This is a genomic window from Erythrobacter sp. JB1-7, from assembly GCF_057365015.1.
The window spans coordinates 2,373,782-2,390,214 of sequence record NZ_CP200291.1; the positions used below are offsets into that span (position 1 = coordinate 2,373,782).

The 16,433-nt window shown below is 54.5% G+C and carries 12 protein-coding genes, 1 tRNA gene and 2 pseudogenes; 8 read left to right on the top strand and 7 right to left on the bottom strand.

Annotation, left to right across the window (positions count from 1 at the left end):
• The first annotated feature begins 49 nt into the window (after positions 1 to 49).
• Positions 50 to 2,140 carry a RelA/SpoT family protein gene (locus AC0V6W_RS11620; RefSeq protein WP_486151595.1) on the top strand — a complete coding sequence of 697 codons (2,091 nt, stop codon included), beginning with the start codon at positions 50 to 52 and terminating at the stop codon, positions 2,138 to 2,140.
• 162 nt (positions 2,141 to 2,302) lie between these two features.
• Positions 2,303 to 4,237 carry a methyl-accepting chemotaxis protein gene (locus AC0V6W_RS11625; protein WP_486150170.1) on the top strand — a complete coding sequence of 645 codons (1,935 nt, stop codon included), beginning with the start codon at positions 2,303 to 2,305 and terminating at the stop codon, positions 4,235 to 4,237.
• Here AC0V6W_RS11625 and AC0V6W_RS11630 read toward each other — a convergent pair.
• Positions 4,212 to 4,547 (bottom strand): DUF1905 domain-containing protein, encoded by a 336-nt coding sequence (locus AC0V6W_RS11630; protein WP_486150172.1) that lies wholly within the window; start codon positions 4,545 to 4,547, stop codon positions 4,212 to 4,214. The two genes, AC0V6W_RS11625 and AC0V6W_RS11630, sit on opposite strands and share 26 nt — an antisense overlap.
• Positions 4,544 to 5,863, bottom strand: coding sequence for a peptidylprolyl isomerase (locus tag AC0V6W_RS11635; protein WP_486150174.1), 1,320 nt, complete (start codon positions 5,861 to 5,863; stop codon positions 4,544 to 4,546). Before AC0V6W_RS11635 ends, AC0V6W_RS11630 begins: the two co-directional genes overlap by 4 nt.
• An 81-nt stretch (positions 5,864 to 5,944) precedes the next feature.
• Between AC0V6W_RS11635 and AC0V6W_RS11640 the strand changes: the two genes are divergently transcribed.
• The 3 genes and pseudogenes from AC0V6W_RS11640 to AC0V6W_RS11650 all read left to right on the top strand — a co-directional run bounded on the left by AC0V6W_RS11640 (position 5,945) and on the right by AC0V6W_RS11650 (position 9,262).
• Positions 5,945 to 6,034, top strand: a tRNA-Ser gene (locus AC0V6W_RS11640).
• A 52-nt stretch (positions 6,035 to 6,086) separates the two neighbouring features.
• A pseudogene (locus AC0V6W_RS11645) lies at positions 6,087 to 6,584 on the top strand (IS6 family transposase); the annotation flags it as partial.
• Positions 6,585 to 6,760: 176 nt separating this feature from the next.
• Positions 6,761 to 9,262 (top strand): sensor histidine kinase, encoded by a 2,502-nt coding sequence (locus AC0V6W_RS11650; RefSeq protein ID WP_486150176.1) that lies wholly within the window; start codon positions 6,761 to 6,763, stop codon positions 9,260 to 9,262.
• A 214-nt stretch (positions 9,263 to 9,476) separates the two neighbouring features.
• On the opposite strand, the gene AC0V6W_RS11655 is transcribed toward AC0V6W_RS11650, so the two are convergent.
• Together AC0V6W_RS11655 and AC0V6W_RS11660 are read right to left on the bottom strand one after the other, a co-directional pair.
• A complete protein-coding gene (locus AC0V6W_RS11655; RefSeq protein ID WP_486150178.1) occupies positions 9,477 to 10,331 on the bottom strand; it encodes an NmrA/HSCARG family protein in 855 nt (284 codons plus the stop codon).
• A complete protein-coding gene (locus AC0V6W_RS11660) occupies positions 10,328 to 11,185 on the bottom strand; it encodes an alpha/beta fold hydrolase (protein ID WP_486150180.1) in 858 nt (285 codons plus the stop codon). The genes AC0V6W_RS11655 and AC0V6W_RS11660 overlap by 4 nt, the downstream gene beginning before the upstream one ends.
• 62 nt (positions 11,186 to 11,247) lie before the next feature.
• Between AC0V6W_RS11660 and AC0V6W_RS11665 the strand changes: the two genes are divergently transcribed.
• A complete protein-coding gene (locus AC0V6W_RS11665) occupies positions 11,248 to 11,850 on the top strand; it encodes a TetR/AcrR family transcriptional regulator (protein WP_486150182.1) in 603 nt (200 codons plus the stop codon).
• A 115-nt stretch (positions 11,851 to 11,965) separates the two neighbouring features.
• Here AC0V6W_RS11665 and AC0V6W_RS11670 read toward each other — a convergent pair whose 3' ends face one another.
• The 3 genes from AC0V6W_RS11670 to AC0V6W_RS11680 form a co-directional block, all read right to left on the bottom strand.
• Positions 11,966 to 12,886 (bottom strand): alpha/beta fold hydrolase, encoded by a 921-nt coding sequence (locus tag AC0V6W_RS11670; protein ID WP_486150184.1) that lies wholly within the window; start codon positions 12,884 to 12,886, stop codon positions 11,966 to 11,968.
• Between the two features lie 33 nt (positions 12,887 to 12,919).
• Positions 12,920 to 13,831, bottom strand: a complete 912-nt coding sequence (locus AC0V6W_RS11675) for a sugar phosphate isomerase/epimerase family protein (RefSeq protein ID WP_486150186.1) — start codon at positions 13,829 to 13,831, stop codon at positions 12,920 to 12,922.
• 151 nt (positions 13,832 to 13,982) lie between these two features.
• On the bottom strand, positions 13,983 to 14,480 hold the full coding sequence (locus AC0V6W_RS11680; RefSeq protein ID WP_486150188.1) for a glutathione S-transferase N-terminal domain-containing protein: 498 nt from the start codon (positions 14,478 to 14,480) through the stop codon (positions 13,983 to 13,985).
• A 38-nt stretch (positions 14,481 to 14,518) separates the two neighbouring features.
• Between AC0V6W_RS11680 and AC0V6W_RS11685 the strand changes: the two genes are divergently transcribed.
• Positions 14,519 to 15,475, top strand: a complete 957-nt coding sequence (locus tag AC0V6W_RS11685) for a LysR family transcriptional regulator (RefSeq protein ID WP_486150189.1) — start codon at positions 14,519 to 14,521, stop codon at positions 15,473 to 15,475.
• Between the two features lie 459 nt (positions 15,476 to 15,934).
• A pseudogene (locus AC0V6W_RS11690) lies at positions 15,935 to 16,384 on the top strand (DDE-type integrase/transposase/recombinase); the annotation flags it as partial.
• Positions 16,385 to 16,433 lie beyond the last annotated feature (49 nt).

Below are 16,433 nucleotides of genomic sequence, written 5' to 3' on the forward strand. Positions count from 1 at the left end.
ATGCGTTAACGCTTGCCCGCTGGCGATGTTCGCCACATACTCGCAAGTGATGCTGCGCCAGTATGAACTTGTTGAACGGGTCAAGGAATACGATCCATCCGCTGATGAGGCGGCGCTGAACCGTGCCTATGTTTACACCGTCCAAAAACATGGCAGCCAGAAACGCGCGAGCGGAGACCCGTATTTCTCGCATCCGGTCGAAGTGGCGGGACTGATGACTGACCTGCAACTGGATCAGGAAACGATCATCACGGCCTTGCTGCATGATACGGTTGAGGACACGCTGGCAACGATTGAGGATATCGAACAGCATTTCGGAGCCGAAGTCGCGCAATTGGTCGACGGAGTGACCAAGCTTTCAAAAATCGAGGCTATGCCCGAAAATGAACGCGCGGCGGAGAACCTGCGCAAGTTTTTGCTGGCGATGTCAGAGGATATTCGCGTGCTGTTGGTCAAGCTGGCTGACCGTTTGCACAATATGCGCACGCTGCATTTCATCAAGAAACCTGAAAAACGCCAGCGCATCGCGCGTGAGACAATGGATATCTACGCCCCCTTGGCAGAGCGTGTGGGCATGTACGAATATATGCGCGAAATGCAGGCGCTGTCGTTCCGCGAGCTTGAACCCGAAGCCTATGCCACCATCACCGACCGGCTTGAAAAACTGCGCAATTCCGATGGCGGTCAGGTCGATGCCATCGCGCTTTCGATAAAGCAGGCGCTGGCCGAGGCTGATCTTAATGTCGAAGTGATGGGACGCGAAAAGCACCCCTTTTCGATTTGGCAGAAAATGTCTGAACGCCATGTCAGTTTTGAACAGGTCACTGATATCATGGCGTTCCGGGTGGTAACCGATAACGAGGCGGATTGTTACCGCGCTTTGGGCGTGCTGCACACGACGTGGCAGTTTTTACCCGGCAAATTCAAGGATTACATCTCAACGCCCAAAACCAATGGTTACCGCTCGCTGCACACCAGCTTGATGTATGAAAATTCAATGCGGGTCGAAGTGCAGATCAGGACGCGCGAAATGCACAAGCGCAATGAATTCGGGCTGGCGGCGCATTGGGCTTATAAACAGGGCGACAAACACGATGGCGCGGTGGGCTGGCTGCGCGATCTGATTGAGATTGTCGATGCCAGCCACGATGCCGAAGAATTGCTCGAACACACGCGCATGGCGATTTATCAGGATCGCATCTTCGCGTTCACTCCCAAAGGCGCCTTGTTCCAATTGCCAAAGGGTGCAAGCTCGGTCGATTTCGCCTTTGCGGTGCACACCGATCTGGGACTTGCCTGCGTGGGGGCAAAGATCAATGGCCGCCACATGCCGCTCAGGACGCCGCTCAATAATGGCGATGTGGTGGAGATCATCAAGGGAGCAGGCGCAGAGCCGCAATTGTCGTGGCTGGGCTTTGTCGTGACAGGCAAGGCGCGTGCGTCGATCCGGCGCGCGGTGCGGATGAAGGAGCGCGCTGAGGTTGCGACCATCGGCTCCAAACTGTTCGATGAAATCGCCTCCCGCGTGCCTGCGCGCATTGGCAAGAAAGCGATCCGTGCGGCAATTGAGCGATTGGGCATGGAAACGCCTGAAGAACTAATGTTCGCGATAGGCTCTGCCAAGCTGACCGACCGCGAAGTGATGGAAGCTTTGGTGCCGGGATGCACGTCTGAATTCGATAGCGATGCAGACTGGTCGCGGCGCGAACGGGTGGTTTCCATTCGCGGATTGACGCCGGGCGTTGCGTTTGAATTGGCGACATGCTGCCACCCGGTTCCTGGTGACCGCATTGTTGGCTTAAGGCGCAAGGGCGAAACGGTGCTCGTCCATGCGATTGATTGCCTGGAACTCGCCAATGGTGAGGACACCGATTGGCTGGACCTGTCCTGGGGTAAACGATCCCATGGCGCGATTGGGCGGTTAGCGGTGACGATCTATGACAGGCCCGGCACGCTGGCGGAAATGGCGGGCGTTTTTGCGCAGAACAAGATCAACGTGACCAGCCTGTCGCAAACACAGCTCGATCATCCATTTACCACCTATGAAATCGATGCAGAGGTCGAGGATTTAACCCATTTGACACGCATCTTGAGCGCCTTGCGCGCCAGTGATGCGGTCGCTCAGGCTGAACGCATCTAAACGTGCTTAAGCGGCTGTAACCCGCAGAATACGGGGCATTGCTTAGTTAAAGCCGGGTTAACCAGTCTTTAAACCGGTGCTGACACATCCTTTGCCAATCTGGACCTTCAACGCAATTGCTTTGAACGCCTTGCCAGGATCCTAAGTGAAAGGGATTTGACTGTGAATGCGATCAGTCATCGTGTCGATATGTCGGACAGCCCATCAGGGGCGATCGAGGTGGGAACGCCGCCTGATTTGCCGGGCGAATTGAGCCTGCTTGCGGGTGATACAGACGAATATCCCAAAACCGGCCAATCAACCCGGCGGCCTAAATGGCTGGATCGCTATTCCTTGAATGCCAAATTGCGCTTTGCAATGCTTGGCAATGTGATTATTCTGGGAAGCATGGGGCTCATCGTCTTGGGATGCTGGCTCTATTTTCTGAATTGGGGCGAAGATGTGGGCGATATGATCGCCGCGGAGATACGCACTGGTCAGGCAACGCTGGATCTGCGCGATGCACAGGCGCAGCTGGACGGACCCAGTGATGAATTTACGGCCGCGCGAAAGCAGGCAATTGCGTCATCGCTTGCTGATGCCAAAGCAGAGATCGCCATTGCCCAAGACCGCAATCAGGGCGCGGGGCAAATCGCCACCAAAGACCAACTTGACGCTTTTCAAGCCGACCTCATCCAGGTGCAAGCTCAGGTCGCCGCATTGCCCCTGCCAGCGTCGGAAGAAGCAATCGGTGCTCTGCGCGAAACCATCAAGGCTGCCGAAATCGATCAGCGCGCCAATGTCGAACAGCTTCGCGATGATGTGAGCACAATCTCGAATGAATTTTTCGACGCGCTCGTTTGGACCTTGAGTCTTGCAGGGTCGCTTTTGCTGGTTTCGTTTGTGGTGACATTTGTCGGTGTCAACTCGATTATCCGAAACGTTGTCGGCGTGGTTCGATCGATGACCGCACAAATGTCCAAAGTTGCCGGCGGCAAAACTGATGCCGAGATCCCGGGCCAAATGCGCGGGGATGAAATAGGTGAAATGGCAAGAGCGCTCGAGGTTTTTCGCGTTAAGTCTCTCGAACTTCGCGGCCTCAATGACACTCGGGCAAGGGAAGCCGAGCAGCGTTTGGCACAGCAAGAAGCGTTGAACAAAAGAGCCGCAACGCTTCGCAGCGAAACCAGCGGATTGCTCGAAGGGTGGGCGGATCAGTTTGAAGTAACCGGGACCGAATTGGTCGCCTCCGTTTCCAGCGCGATCGAGCAATTGCGCCAGACATCGCAATCCATGGAAGCTCTCTCACACGAGTCCGCCGAGCAATCGCGCGGAGCGAGCAAGGCCATGGAAGCGGCCAATGTCAATGTGACCGCTGCCGCTGCTGCGACGGACCAATTTGCCTTGTCAATCAGCGAGATCAGCCAGCAGGCTTCGGGGTCAGCAGCACTGGCGCGCGAAGCCAGCACTTTGGTTGATGCTGCCAATTCCCAGATGAACACTTTGGCCAATGCCGCTGATGAAATTGGCGAGATTGTTGAACTGATCCAAACGATCGCGCAGCGCACAAATCTGCTTGCCTTGAACGCCTCGATCGAGGCGGCCCGGGGAGGTGAGGCAGGGCGCGGTTTTGCGGTGGTAGCGAGCGAAGTGAAAGAACTGGCCAATCAAACGAGCGCAGCGACCCAAAGTGTGGGTGAGCGAATTCACGCGATCCAATCTTCAACCAATTCCAGCGTTGATGCGCTCACATCGATTGTGACTCAGATTACTGAGCTTGAACAATCCTCTGGGGTCATCGCAAGCGCGGTCGATCAGCAGTCTTTGTCGGGTGAAGAATTGGCGCGCAATATTGATGTGGCAGCATCGGGATCGAGCAGCGTTGTTGAACGCCTCGAAAAAATGCGGTGCACCAATGAGAAGACGGGCGGGGCAATCAATGAGGTTGTGGCCAGCGCGCAAGAGCTTGGCCATGTGGCTGAAAAGATGCGGGAAAAGGCAGGCGTGTTTGTTGCTCAGGTGCGAAAGTCTGCACGCGATCTGGCTGTGGATGACATAGATCCTGTGAGCGATCCATCGGTTCGCACTGAACCTAAAGCAGCTCTAGCGTCAGATTGACCGGGTCTCCCTCGGCCAGATTTTCAGCGCGCATCACCTTTTTGGACACCAGCAGCGTCCAATTTTTGCTGCGTTTGGACATGGTCTCGATATTCATCGGGAAGACCGAGGTTTTCCAGCGCGTTTCGCCAATCTGCGCATAGCATTTGACAGAGCCAAAACCGCGCTGCTTGCCAAATTCGAGGCGGTGCAGGGCAGCGTGAGTGGTGATGGCCTCAGCGGCTTTGCCTTTCAGGTTCACCAGATGATACGTGCCGCGCTCCCCGCTCCACCGCTGCAGGGGGAGGGCGGTATTGATCGTCTCGCTCATTCGTCTGCCGAACTCTCGGTAGCAATGGCGCGAATTGGCACGGGAATATTGCAGATATCCGCGCCGCCTGCGGGCACGATAAAGAATGGATCACGCCGGTTGGCGCGTGCCTCAGCATAGCGGGCAAAGCTCTCGGTTTCGGTGGAGAGATATTCAAAGCGGGGCTGCTCAGCCTCGGGCAAATCGGAGGCTACGCGGATCGAGAGGATAGGCGTGCGCTTGTCCGCTTCCTCAGCGGTGTAGAAACCCAATGCGCCTGAGCCGCGAGGAAGGGAGGACAGATGCTCCATCCCGCTGATAATGCGCCCTACAAGCGCGATATTGCGATCAAGATGACGCGGTGCATGGCCGATAACGGTGTAAAGCTCTGCGCCTGAGCCTGTGTCGGGGGAGGTGTTTCGGCCAACGCCTACCATGCCGTAGCAATGGACGGGCCAGAAAAAGTTCTCGGATACATCACGATAGAAACCTCGCTTTTGGACTTCCGCGTGCGGCAACATCGGTGCTTCGATCTCATTGTCGTTTTCGTCACGCCAGGGCCCGACTTGGTAGTTGCCAATTGGCCAACCACGCCTGAACTCAACCCATTCGGCATAACTGTCGCGCTCATGCCAGCCATTTGGCGCCGTCGGCGTGGTTGTAGTGTTGATTGAGATCATGGCGATATCATGACTGCTCATTTCACCATCGTTGTGTGGACCGGGAAAGGGAACATCTTCGGTCATTTTGAGGTATTCTTGGATCGCTGCTTTTTTCTCTGGCTCTGAGACATCTTGCCTAGAGAGCACCGCTTTGAGCGCAGATTCAGCGACCCAAAGAAATGCCGCCGATCCCATTTCTCGACGAAAAGCGTTCAGACTATCGAGGTTCATGTCCGCTTCGCCTAGTTTATTTTCATCGACTAGATACTCCTCCTCTCCCATCACCTTCAGCCCCTCAGGCAGCGGCTTCGCCTCGCCCTCCGCCTCAGGATTGTCGTGATTGGGATCGCCCCATTGGACGACGTAATTGTCCTGCACGCGGTTCACCGAGATACCGTCATACCATTTAGCGCGCGCCAAGGTGCGGATGTTTTCCACCCACCCTTGGCTGAACGGCGCAGGCATTAGCTGGATCACCACTTGTCGCTCGTTACCGTCACGGTCAGGAGCCAGCGTCATCACCACCATATCCTCTGCCGCAATCCTGACCCAATCTGCAGCATCAGCGGCGCTCACAATTTCATTGGGAGAAGGCGCTGCTTGTGCCTCTTCTTGAGCGGAAACGGGGAGGGCAAATGCGAGAAGCGCGGCGGCGGCAATCAGTGGCTGTTTCATGAAACACCTTGTGGCACCGCATCATCGCTTGCGAAAGGGTCAAGGCGTCGCTATCGACGCGCACCTGCTGATAAAGCATGCGGAGACGTGGCCGAGTGGTCGAAGGCGCACGCCTGGAAAGTGTGTAAAGGGGCAACTCTTTCGTGGGTTCGAATCCCACCGTCTCCGCCACCCACCCCCAGCACCGATCTTGTCTGTATTGCAGACTTAGGCTGCGAGGGTAGTCCGGTTTCCGCTGAGCCTTAGGAATGTCGACGACCTGCTGGCGGAGCGGAGGAATGATTTCTGTCACGAGGCCGTGCGGCATTGGTGAAACGGGTTCGGCCCGTTGTTCGCAGATGATGTCCAGCGACAGCGAGTAAGCCGGATGCGGGTCTTCTGGCAGTGGAAGTGGCACCTCGACGAGATCTATGTAAAGATCAATGGCGAGCTGCATTATCTGCGGCGCGCAGTCGACCAGTAGGGCGAGATCCTCGAGAGCTACGTCACGAAGATGTGCGACAAGAAAGCTGCAATGCGAGAACCCGGCAAGCGGGACAAACAGGAGGTAGGACGCTGGGCCAATAACAGGTTGGAGAACAGCCACCAGCCGTTACGATTGCGAGAGCGAGCGATGCTCAGATTTCGGCAGATGAAGTCGTTACAGAGGTTCGCCTCAGGCCACGCTAACGTCCACAAGCACCTCAATGCCCAACACTACCTATTTGATAGAGAAACCTAAAAGACCGCCCGCTCAGTCGCACTGGCTGAGTGGCAAATCTCATGGCCTGAGAATTAACTTGGGAAGGGGTACTTGCGCGGAACAGAGACAAGTTGCGATTAGACAGAATGCCCCTCGCACACCATGCCTGTTTCTGTGATTGCCAAACCCAGCATACATATTTAAGTCTACTAAGAATGTTGGTCGAGCGCCGTAATAGGGCAATAACTGAGCTTCGATTACGCTTACTAGTGATTTTTTTCGCCGCAATATCTGCTGGCGTTTTATCGGGATGCTCGCAGTCCAAGAACGATACTTTGCAGGCCTCGCCATGCCGGACTGCAATGCAAGCCGCTTACGGGACCGTTCCGGATGATCTGGGGGCTGCTTGCGCAGACGAGCTTCCCCAACTCAATTCCGATCTCCAATCCGCGGTTGTCGACAACTACATCCGCGAGACACGTAAATATCTTCCTGCAGAACGTTTGCCCGAGCTGATAACAAAGCTGTCGTCAGACAATCAGCGACGTATGAGCGCATTCGGAGCCCTCAAGATCATGCGCGAAGACGATGCTATGGAACGCTTAGACGCCATGGCAGCCGATCCAGCGAATGTGGCTGATGAAGTTGCATCGATCCTGATCGAACGTGCCCGTGCTGAGGTCATCGGACTGTCCGGCGATCGCGATCGTCAAACGATTATGTATGACAAGCTCATGCCGCGAGCAAAAGCTGCGGGTTTGATCCGTATGGTTCCTAGCCTGCAATATGGTTATGGCGTGATCGCTGCGCGTCAGGGTCGCTTGGCTGATGCAATAGGTCACTACCGTGCGTCCACCATAAGCTATGAACAAGTGGATAATCTGAAAGCTCGAGATGTGAGCTGCGACGGCCTGGCTGCGACAATCATAAATCTAGACTTCACCTCGCCTGAAGGTCAGGAAGTTCTCGAGGCTGTCAACAATGCTGGCTTGGCGTTGTGGGCTGGATGCGCTTTTCAGGGGATGAGCTGGAAGACCGGTCACGACGGCGATATCGATCTTTCAAACCAATACGCATCCAAGGCAGAGGAAATTTATCAGCGACATAACGCAGAAGGCATGTTGGCCATGCTTTATCTCAGCGATGCTAACACGGAAATGTTCGCGCAAAACTTCGCAAATTCCATTGCACTGGCCCAAAAGGCCATGGACATAGGGACCAGACTGAAAGACCAGTCCATAGTATACAACGCAAACAAATATCTTGCAGGGATATATTCCGATCTAGGGCAACACGACAAGGCTATTACGCTTTTCGAGGCTGCATTGGATGCCACACAAGGCACTAATCTGGCCCTGACGAGCAGTGTTGAGGCAAACATCGTAAAAGAAATTGGAGTCCAACATTATTGGGCTGGTCGTCCTGCCGAAGCTTTGGAAACCCTGACACGCGCGGGCAAAATTTTTCAGACCACTGACGCATACATGTCAGGTTATACCGATTTTCACATGGCAAAGTCACTCTATGATCTTGGGCGCATGGATGACGCTCTCGAACGAGCACAAGCAGCCTTGGAAAGATACGATGGCCCGATGGATGGTATCAAAAAAGCGGCTGTTTTGACCTGGATTGCGGAAAGACATCTCGAAAGCGGAAATGACGATCTGTCATATTCACGGCTCACTGAGGCAAAAGACCTGATAGAAGCGTCTGGGACATCCGTCGAAGATTTACCATCTCTAGGCGGATATAAGTTTTGGAACCTAGAATACGCGGAAAGCATGGCGAATATGTTGAAGCGGATGGGAAAACCGGAGATGGCCATTCCCTATCTTGAAGCCGCAGCCAAGATCAGCAAGGCCCAGTATCGTGGCGATAATATGAAAGCGCTGGCCAATACGGAACTTATGTTTGCTGTGCGCGACCGCGAGCAAGATCTAAGACTTATGCAGCGCAACGGGGAGCTCAAGGATCTCCAATTACAGAGATCTCAGCTGCTCGGCATCCTGTCTTTGATGGGTGTGGGCCTTGTCGGCCTGCTCGCATTTATTCTCTACCGATCGTACCGATATCAACGGCAACTTGTATTGACGCGCGATATGTTTCTGTCGGAAATTCATCACCGAACCAAAAACAACCTTCAGCTGTTATCAAGCCTATTGAGAATTGATGCCCGACGTAAAAAGGACATGAGCAAATCTCCTGGCAGCCGCTACGATTCTGCAAATCGCGCCCGCACAATGGCTCTGGTGCATGACCACCTTTACATGAGCTCGGATACGTCCGAAGTCGATACGCACGAGCTTATCATCGAGCTGCTAGCACTTCTCGACTCCAGCCTCGGACGTTCCGAAATCATTGTGACTTCCGATATCGAGAATGCGCAAGTTAATGTCGATACCGCTACGCCACTAGGCCTTGTCTTGTCTGAGATCATGACCAATGCATACAAGCACGCTTTCGGTCTAGAGGGAGGCACTTTGCATGTGGAATTGGCTAGCAAGGACAATTCCCTCACCTTGCGCATCCAAGATAACGGCCGCGGTTTCGATCTTAACAAAGCCCGAAACAAGAGCGGCTCAATGGGCCTGTCTATAATAGAAGATATGGTCAAGCAGATGAACGCATCTTTGAATGTGCGATCCAACGAGCAAGGATCCTGCTGGACTATATCCGGTATTCCGCGACATAGATCTTTCCCGCTTGCCGATCATTAGACTAACGCTTTTGAAAAGATAGAATTGTTAAGATGAATAGCCCCAGGCTTACTAGACGCCTTCGTGCTTTATGTTTTGCTTTCTTTCGTAATTGAACGGTGACAGCATACCATTAGCCGTGTGCTTTCGAGGGTTTACTATGGACAAATAGCGCTGTCGTTGCACGCCCAAACAAAGACTGGTTTTCGTTATCACTAGCGTCATCAGGATCGCGCTACATCCCTTTGATGCGACGACTTTGAACGAAGTCGTGGAAGGTGATGGCGTTTGGTTTTAACGCGCGTAAGCTCTCATAGCCGAAGGCAAAGTTGATCCGGTTATGCCAGCTGAGTTGCTCTGCGAACTCAGGCGCCAATCTGCGAAACAGTGCGGCCGGAAGGCGCCAGCCTTTGGGGCGTGTGCCGGTTACTTTGCGGTATGCACGTTTCATATCGTCCACCGTCATAACATCACCAGCCAGGTTGATTTTGCGACCTGCAAAGCTGTCCGGTTTGGTCAAGGCCTCTGCAGCTATCCACGCTAGATCGCTGATTGCCAGCATTTGGAATTTCGTCTCGGCCTTTAGAGATCCTGCCAAAATCGGAAACAACAGTTGGGGTTTCATGTTAGGGTTCATCAAGTTGTCCATGAACCAGACAGTGCCGAGAAGCGTCCAGTCGAGGGGGCTGCGTTTGATGTCTCGCTCCAGCAATGCCTTCGAAATGAAATGCTCAGGACCGCCAGGTTCGTGACCATCGCCCATGCTGGACTGTACAATATGGCGAACGCCAGACGCCTGTGCGGCTGCAATGACTGCCCTTCCTTGTTCCAGCTCGCCCACGAGCCCCGCCTCTGGCGCATAGAAATCCTGAACTGAGAATACGGCCTCGATACCGTCGAACGCAGGAAACAATGTGTCAGGTTTTGACAGATCCCCTTGGACGACCTGCGCACCCATTCTGGCAAGCGCTTGTGCTTTGTCAGACGAGGCCCGTCGGGTCAGGATACGGATTGCGTGACCGCGCCTCAGCATCTCATGCGCAACAGCTCCGCCCTGCAATCCCGTCGCGCCAAGGATAAGGAAGGTCATTGGGCCACCTCCCTTGTGATGAATTCATCAACGTGTTTCGCGACTTCGTTTGGCCGTTCCACGACCGAGATATGTTTGCCGCCCACCGGCGCGAAGTGGCCGTGTGGGATAAGTAACGCGGCTTCTGCCTGCACTGCGATCGGATACATCACGTCTTCTTTTCCGGCGATTACAAGCGTGGGGCAAGACAGGTCAGCTATGCGCGGCAACAACGGCGATCCGCGCAAAAGAACAGAGCGGATTGCGGCTGACATTCGCTTAGGGTCTGCCGTCTTGAGCATGTCGTGAAAGGCGCGCGCGTAGTGCTGGTTCGCTGCCAGAACCTCAGAAGTGAAGAAGCTGTTGGCGACGCCGTTGCGAAAGGTATTTGATGGCAAAATCCAACGGGCACCGCTGGCGATGAAGCGAGCCTGAAGGCCAGGGCGGGTCGCGCCAATCTCCATGGGTGTGTTCATCAATATCAGGGCTTTAACTCGGTCAGGATGCGCGAGCGCCAGTTGTGCAGCGGCCATCCCGCCCCAAGACGTTCCGCCCACGATGCCACGGTTCAGATCGAAGTAATCCATGATCTCTGCCACCGCCTTTGCGCAGGCGTCCATGGTAAACTCGGCCTCGCCGCCGCCGCTTTGCCCATGGGCGGGGCCGTCGATCAACAAGAACCGATAAGACCCGCCAAGTTGCGCGACAAGATCGCTATAGATCCGATGGTCGGTGAAAATCGACGGCCAAAGGACAATTGCCTCATAACCCGCGCCTGTATCCAAAACATGAAGCTGCCCCAAAGCGGTCGAAACGGTGCAGGAAACAGCCGCTGTCGCGTCAACTCTTGTCATTGGTTTCATCGTGCTCTCCAAAAGTAATCAATGATTACATATCGTCGCTTGCGCGCAATGTAAACACTGATTACAATTCCCTCATGACACTGGCAAAGCCCGATAACGCGCATCACCACGGAAACCTTAAGCAAGCACTTGTGGAATATACCCTTTCTGCGGCTGATCATGGGACGTTAGCCCAGCTGTCCGTGCGCAAGGCCGCCCGTGATTTGGGCGTGTCACCGGGGGCTGCCTATCGCCATTTTCCTGATAAGGACGCCCTAATGGCCGCCGTCGCGGCACAAGGATTCGACGCTTTGGCAGGCGCCTTTGAACACGCCGTCCCCTTTGAAAGCGAGGCGCGGGACGTAGCGGAGGCGCGCGCAAGGTTTGTGACGCTGGCAAACACCTACGTTGCATTCGCGCGCGACAGGACAGAGTTATGGAGGCTGATGTTCGGCCCCTTAGGCCTGATCCCAAGCCCGAATATGGACCGACCTTCTACCTATGACTGGCTCGCCAAGAGCCTGGATGAAATGGCGCTTTTTCAGATCATTGCCCCACCAAGCCCTCAGGATCAGTTCTTTGCATGGACTGCCCTTCACGGATTGTCGGACCTGCAAGCCTCTCCCGCGGTCAAAGGAGTGCCGCTTAAAAGCACGATAGAACGGCAGTGTTTGAAGATTCTCGCAGCCCTCTCGTAAAGCATAGTAGGGTGCCCTTCGCCGGTAATAGGGCGAAGGGCTATGGCGCAGTCTTTTCCGCCTTCAGTTAGTTCACAGGTATTCGTGACGTTCTCTGTGATACCGCTCAATTGAGTCAGTAGCGCTCAAAGAAGTCTCTCAAGACGGTGCTCAACTCTTCTGGACGGGTCTCTGGGATCCAATGGCCGCTGTCGAATGCCTGACCCTCGACGGTTGTTGCCAACGGTGTCAGCATGTCTCGCACATAAGGCACCGGTGCGAGGCGGCCGGCGTTCAGGCCGAGAACTGGCATTTCCAGCCGTGTTTCCATGAACGCTTTGTTGTCTTTTACGTCCTGCGCGAAGGCACGGTACCAATTAAAGCCCGCTTTTGCCGTCTTGGGATCGCTGTATGCATCCACTGTGATTGCGATCTCGACATCAGTAATGCCGCCAGCGCCGGCATCGAATTTCTTCATGAACTCGCCGTAATAAAAATCCTCTTGCCCTGCTGTCAGCACCTCCGGCACGTTATCCGGTGCTGCGTTAAAGGCAAAATGCCATGCGCGCGGATCAACAGAGATCGCAGCGAATGTAGGCGTGCCCGGGATTGGCACGTCGATTATCGTTACTGTGTCAGCCGCCTCTGGGAATTGGCTGGCGAACGCGAATGCCGTCATGCCCCCGACATCGTGGCCCACGATGTTGGCGCTGCTGATGCCGAGTTCATCCATCAGCGCCTTGATGTCGCCTGCCATAGTCGCTTTGTCATAACCGTCTTCCGGCTTGTCGGATGCGCCTACGCCGCGCAGATCAACTGCAATGACGTCATAGTCAGCAGCGAGCAACGGCATGACTTCGACCCATGACGCCCAGGTTTGGGGCCAGCCGTGCAAGAGAATAACAGTTTCACCGGGCCCGCCGTCACGCACATAGTGTAAGTTTACGTTGGAGGTGGTTGTGCGGGCGCTTTCGAAGCCTTCTGGGACTTGCGCGTTAGCGAGTGCGGCAGAAGCGGATAGAGCAAGAATTGCAGCGAATTGCACAAGGGTTTTCATGGTTTTGTTTCCTTTGGTTGAATTGAGAATAGTCTAGGACCAGTCGGACAGGTTCTGGCCGGTGATCTGCCCGACGTCCCGTGCCGGCAGTGCGTCCATCGCGTCCGAGAACAGCTCTGGACCAACCGAATTGAACCCGCCGATTTCTTTGAGTATCCGGACCGTGGTTTTCAGATCGAAGTCCCCGTCCCCGGGAAGGAGGCGATGGCGCAAAAGGTCGTTGTAAAGATCGCCTTTTTGTTCCGATTTCGCATCAACCAACTGGACGTCGAAGATCTTGTGGCCGGGGATTGTTCGCAGAAGGTCGTGATCCGGGTCTGATCGCCAAAAGTGCCATGTGTCGAAGGTCAGCCCAAGATTGTCGCGATTGACGGCCCGAACGAGATCCCACCCTTTGGCCAGAGTTTGAATGGAAGACACCGGCATCGGCTCAAACCCAAGGCGCAACCCACGTTGGTTTGCCCGGTCTGCAAAGCGTCCCAAGGCGTCGATCAGGGCCGAGCGTTCGTACTCCACGCCCAGGCCTTCGACGACATTGATTTGCGTTGCCCCTAGCACGTCAACCATCTCGAATATCTCATCTTCTGTATGATCAAGAAAGGCGATGTTTTCTTCGGGAAAGCCCTTCGGGATGGCAAAATTGGGGACCCATTGAACAAAGGGGTCGACAATGGCTGCATGGATTCCCGCATCGTCGTACCGCTTGCGGATGTTCGCATTGCTCAGACCTTGGTCGCGCCAGGTTTTGAAATCGATCGGAAAGACTGACATAGTGTCGAAGCCGCCCTCAATTGCAGCGAGGATCCGGTCGTCTAGCGACTTGTTTCGAACATTGGCCGCCCAAAGAACGCGACGTTTTGGTGTACTGGGCATAAGGCCCTCCGGTTTGCTAAATGCGAGAGCTGCAGCAGCGATTGCCGATGTGAGGACTGCACGACGATTCATCGAAACTCTCCCTATGCTGCGTGTGGGCGAGCGATTTCATCCAGCTTGGCGAACGCTCGCTGAATAGCGGGCCGTTGTTCAAGAGCTGCGACCCAAGCCCGCGTGTGAGGCATATCGGGAAGGCGTTCTGGCGCGGAGCGATCCAAATAGATTAGCCCCCCCGTGCCCAAGGAAAGGTCATCATGTCGGCAATGGTGTAGTCACCACCGCCTAGATAGGCGCTGACAGCGAGTCGTTGTTCGAGAACCGTGAAAAGACGGATTGTCTCGGCCAGATAACGTTCGATTGCATAGGGTAGCTGTTCGTCAGCCGCTTGGAAGTGCCCCCATTGACCAATCATCGGCCCCAGCCCGCCGACCTGCCAGAACGACCACGCCAAGGTGTCAGCCCTAGCTTGTCCTGTCTTTGGCAGAAATGAGCCGTGCTTTTCAGCGAGGTGCAGCAGAATAGCGCCTGATTCAAAAAATGTCAGATCACCGTCTTCAAGTGCAGGTATTTTGGCGTTCGGGCTAACTTTCAGAAACGCGCTTGTGCTCTGCTCTCCATGTTCGATGTCAATTGGCACCAAGTCGTAGGGGAGACCGAGTTCTTCCAGCAGAATTGCCGGCTTTTGGCCGTTGGGTGTGTTCCATGCGTATAGGGTAGTCACTGTCTCTCTCCAGCTTTGGTGTGCGTTGAGAGCAAACTATGAGAAAACCAAAACTAGCATTAGTCGGCGAATTCGGATATCATTTATCCATGCATGAATTAATAGACGCTTCATTGCCAGATCTCGCTTTGCTTGTACGGGTCAAAGACAGCGGCGGATTCAGCGCCGCTGCACGGCTCACCAAAACACCTCAACCCACGGTAAGTCGCCGGATCGCTGCATTGGAAGACCGTGTTGGGGTGCGTCTGTTCAATCGCACCACCCGCAGCGTAGTGCTGACAGACGCGGGACAACGCGTTTACCAACATGCGAAGCAAATGCTGGAACAGGCAGAGGCTGTCGCAACGGCCCTCGAAGAAATGAATTCAAGCCCCACAGGAACACTGCGTTTGACCTGCCCGGTGATAGTTGGCCAATGCCTAATAGGCGAGATCTTGCCGCAATACATCTCAACCTATCCCGAGGTGCGCATCAGGCTTGAGGCAACCGCGCGGCGTGTCGACCTCATAGAAGAAGGGTATGATATCGCGATAAGAGTCGGTGAATTGAGTGACTCAGGTCTTGCTTTGACCCCGCTTGGTCAGGCGACAACAGCGTTTTTTGCTACGCCAGACTACATGCTAGCTGCACCGCCCATTCGCGCCCCAGGTGATCTTGGCGCTCATCCCTTGTTTCTGTTTTCAGGATCGCTTGATCCAACTCGTGTCACTTTCGCAAAAGCGTCAGACGAAATGGTCGCTGATCTGACCCCCAGATTTGCCTGCAACGACGTCAGTCCAATCCTGAATGCTGCTCTGCAACATTTGGGAGTAGCGCAATTACCGAGATTTGCCGTCCAGTCGGAGTTACGCGCAGGGGACCTTGTCGAACTTTTACCGGATTGGCAGTTGCCCAAGACAAAAATCAGCGCACTGACCCCGTCATTTCGGGGTTCTTCTCCGGCCGTCAAAGCGTTTCTCGCATTAGCCAAAGAGGGTGTGAAAGGCCACCTTTGACGATGTTCTTTGTTTTGATCCTAAGGCAAACACGGTTTTGAAAGCCGCGATTGATGTCTGTCGCAGCATCGATAGTTCTGGGCGGTCTTGTCGGGCTTATCAGGCATTTCTGACTTCGCGTGTCATCGCGCGTCGATGCGCCGCAAGTCGAGAGCAAAGCCTTCTAGTCTATTTCGCCGTTCTAACTCATAGTTAACGTCCTTCGCGTGGTTGTTATGATGTAAGACAGCTTCCCACCGAGCTTGCGGAATGTTGACGAGATTTTGTTCGAACGCGGGATCGACATTTGTCACTAAACTCCTCGAATGTGGCGGAACTTTTCAGCCCGATGTCCGCTGCTGACATCGAACGGCAGCGGATGAGCCGGGCGCGCGGCTTCGTAACTGGCGCTGGCACCTCGATGAGATGTTCGTTTAAATGAGCGGTGATACGCGAAATTTTTGGTGAGCGGTCGACGACGAGGGTGAAGTTCTTGAGCGTTATGTCACCAAAAAAGCCCGCCAAAAAGCAGCTCTGAAGTTCTTTCGCAAACCGCTGAAGTGGCGCGGTAAGGTTGAGAAGATCGTGACCAGCGGTCTGAATTTTTATCCAGCAGCGATGCGCGAACTGGGAAAATTAGTTTCAGGATCATGGGCCAATAGTTTAATAATCGGACCAAAACTCGCATTTTCCGTTCTAAAGAATAGAAAACGTAATGCCGCGTTTCCGCCGGATGAAATAGCTACAAAAATTCGGTTCAATTTACGCCAGCGCCCACAACCACTTCGACTCTCTGCGCCGGCTTATGGATCGACAAACCTACAAGATCCGCCGTTCAGTTGGGCTTACCGCTTGGCAAAATTACGCTGCATGGTCCTGGCTCGCCTTTGCTATCGGTGGCCCATTCCAGGCGAGTTCGCTTTAGTCTGACAGCACCCTCATTTTTCTGAGAGCATCATGGGGCTCAAAAGCCACAACC

Coding starts and splice junctions, on each gene's coding strand:
- AC0V6W_RS11630 (WP_486150172.1), bottom strand. CDS start 4,547: ATGAGCGAGACGATCAATACCGCCCTCCCCCTGCAGCGGTGGAGCGGG.
- AC0V6W_RS11650 (WP_486150176.1), top strand. CDS start 6,761: ATGTTGGTCGAGCGCCGTAATAGGGCAATAACTGAGCTTCGATTACGC.
- AC0V6W_RS11665 (WP_486150182.1), top strand. CDS start 11,248: ATGACACTGGCAAAGCCCGATAACGCGCATCACCACGGAAACCTTAAG.
- AC0V6W_RS11675 (WP_486150186.1), bottom strand. CDS start 13,831: ATGAATCGTCGTGCAGTCCTCACATCGGCAATCGCTGCTGCAGCTCTC.
- AC0V6W_RS11670 (WP_486150184.1), bottom strand. CDS start 12,886: ATGAAAACCCTTGTGCAATTCGCTGCAATTCTTGCTCTATCCGCTTCT.
- AC0V6W_RS11655 (WP_486150178.1), bottom strand. CDS start 10,331: ATGACCTTCCTTATCCTTGGCGCGACGGGATTGCAGGGCGGAGCTGTT.
- AC0V6W_RS11620 (WP_486151595.1), top strand. CDS start 50: ATGCTGCGCCAGTATGAACTTGTTGAACGGGTCAAGGAATACGATCCA.
- AC0V6W_RS11635 (WP_486150174.1), bottom strand. CDS start 5,863: ATGAAACAGCCACTGATTGCCGCCGCCGCGCTTCTCGCATTTGCCCTC.
- AC0V6W_RS11685 (WP_486150189.1), top strand. CDS start 14,519: ATGAGAAAACCAAAACTAGCATTAGTCGGCGAATTCGGATATCATTTA.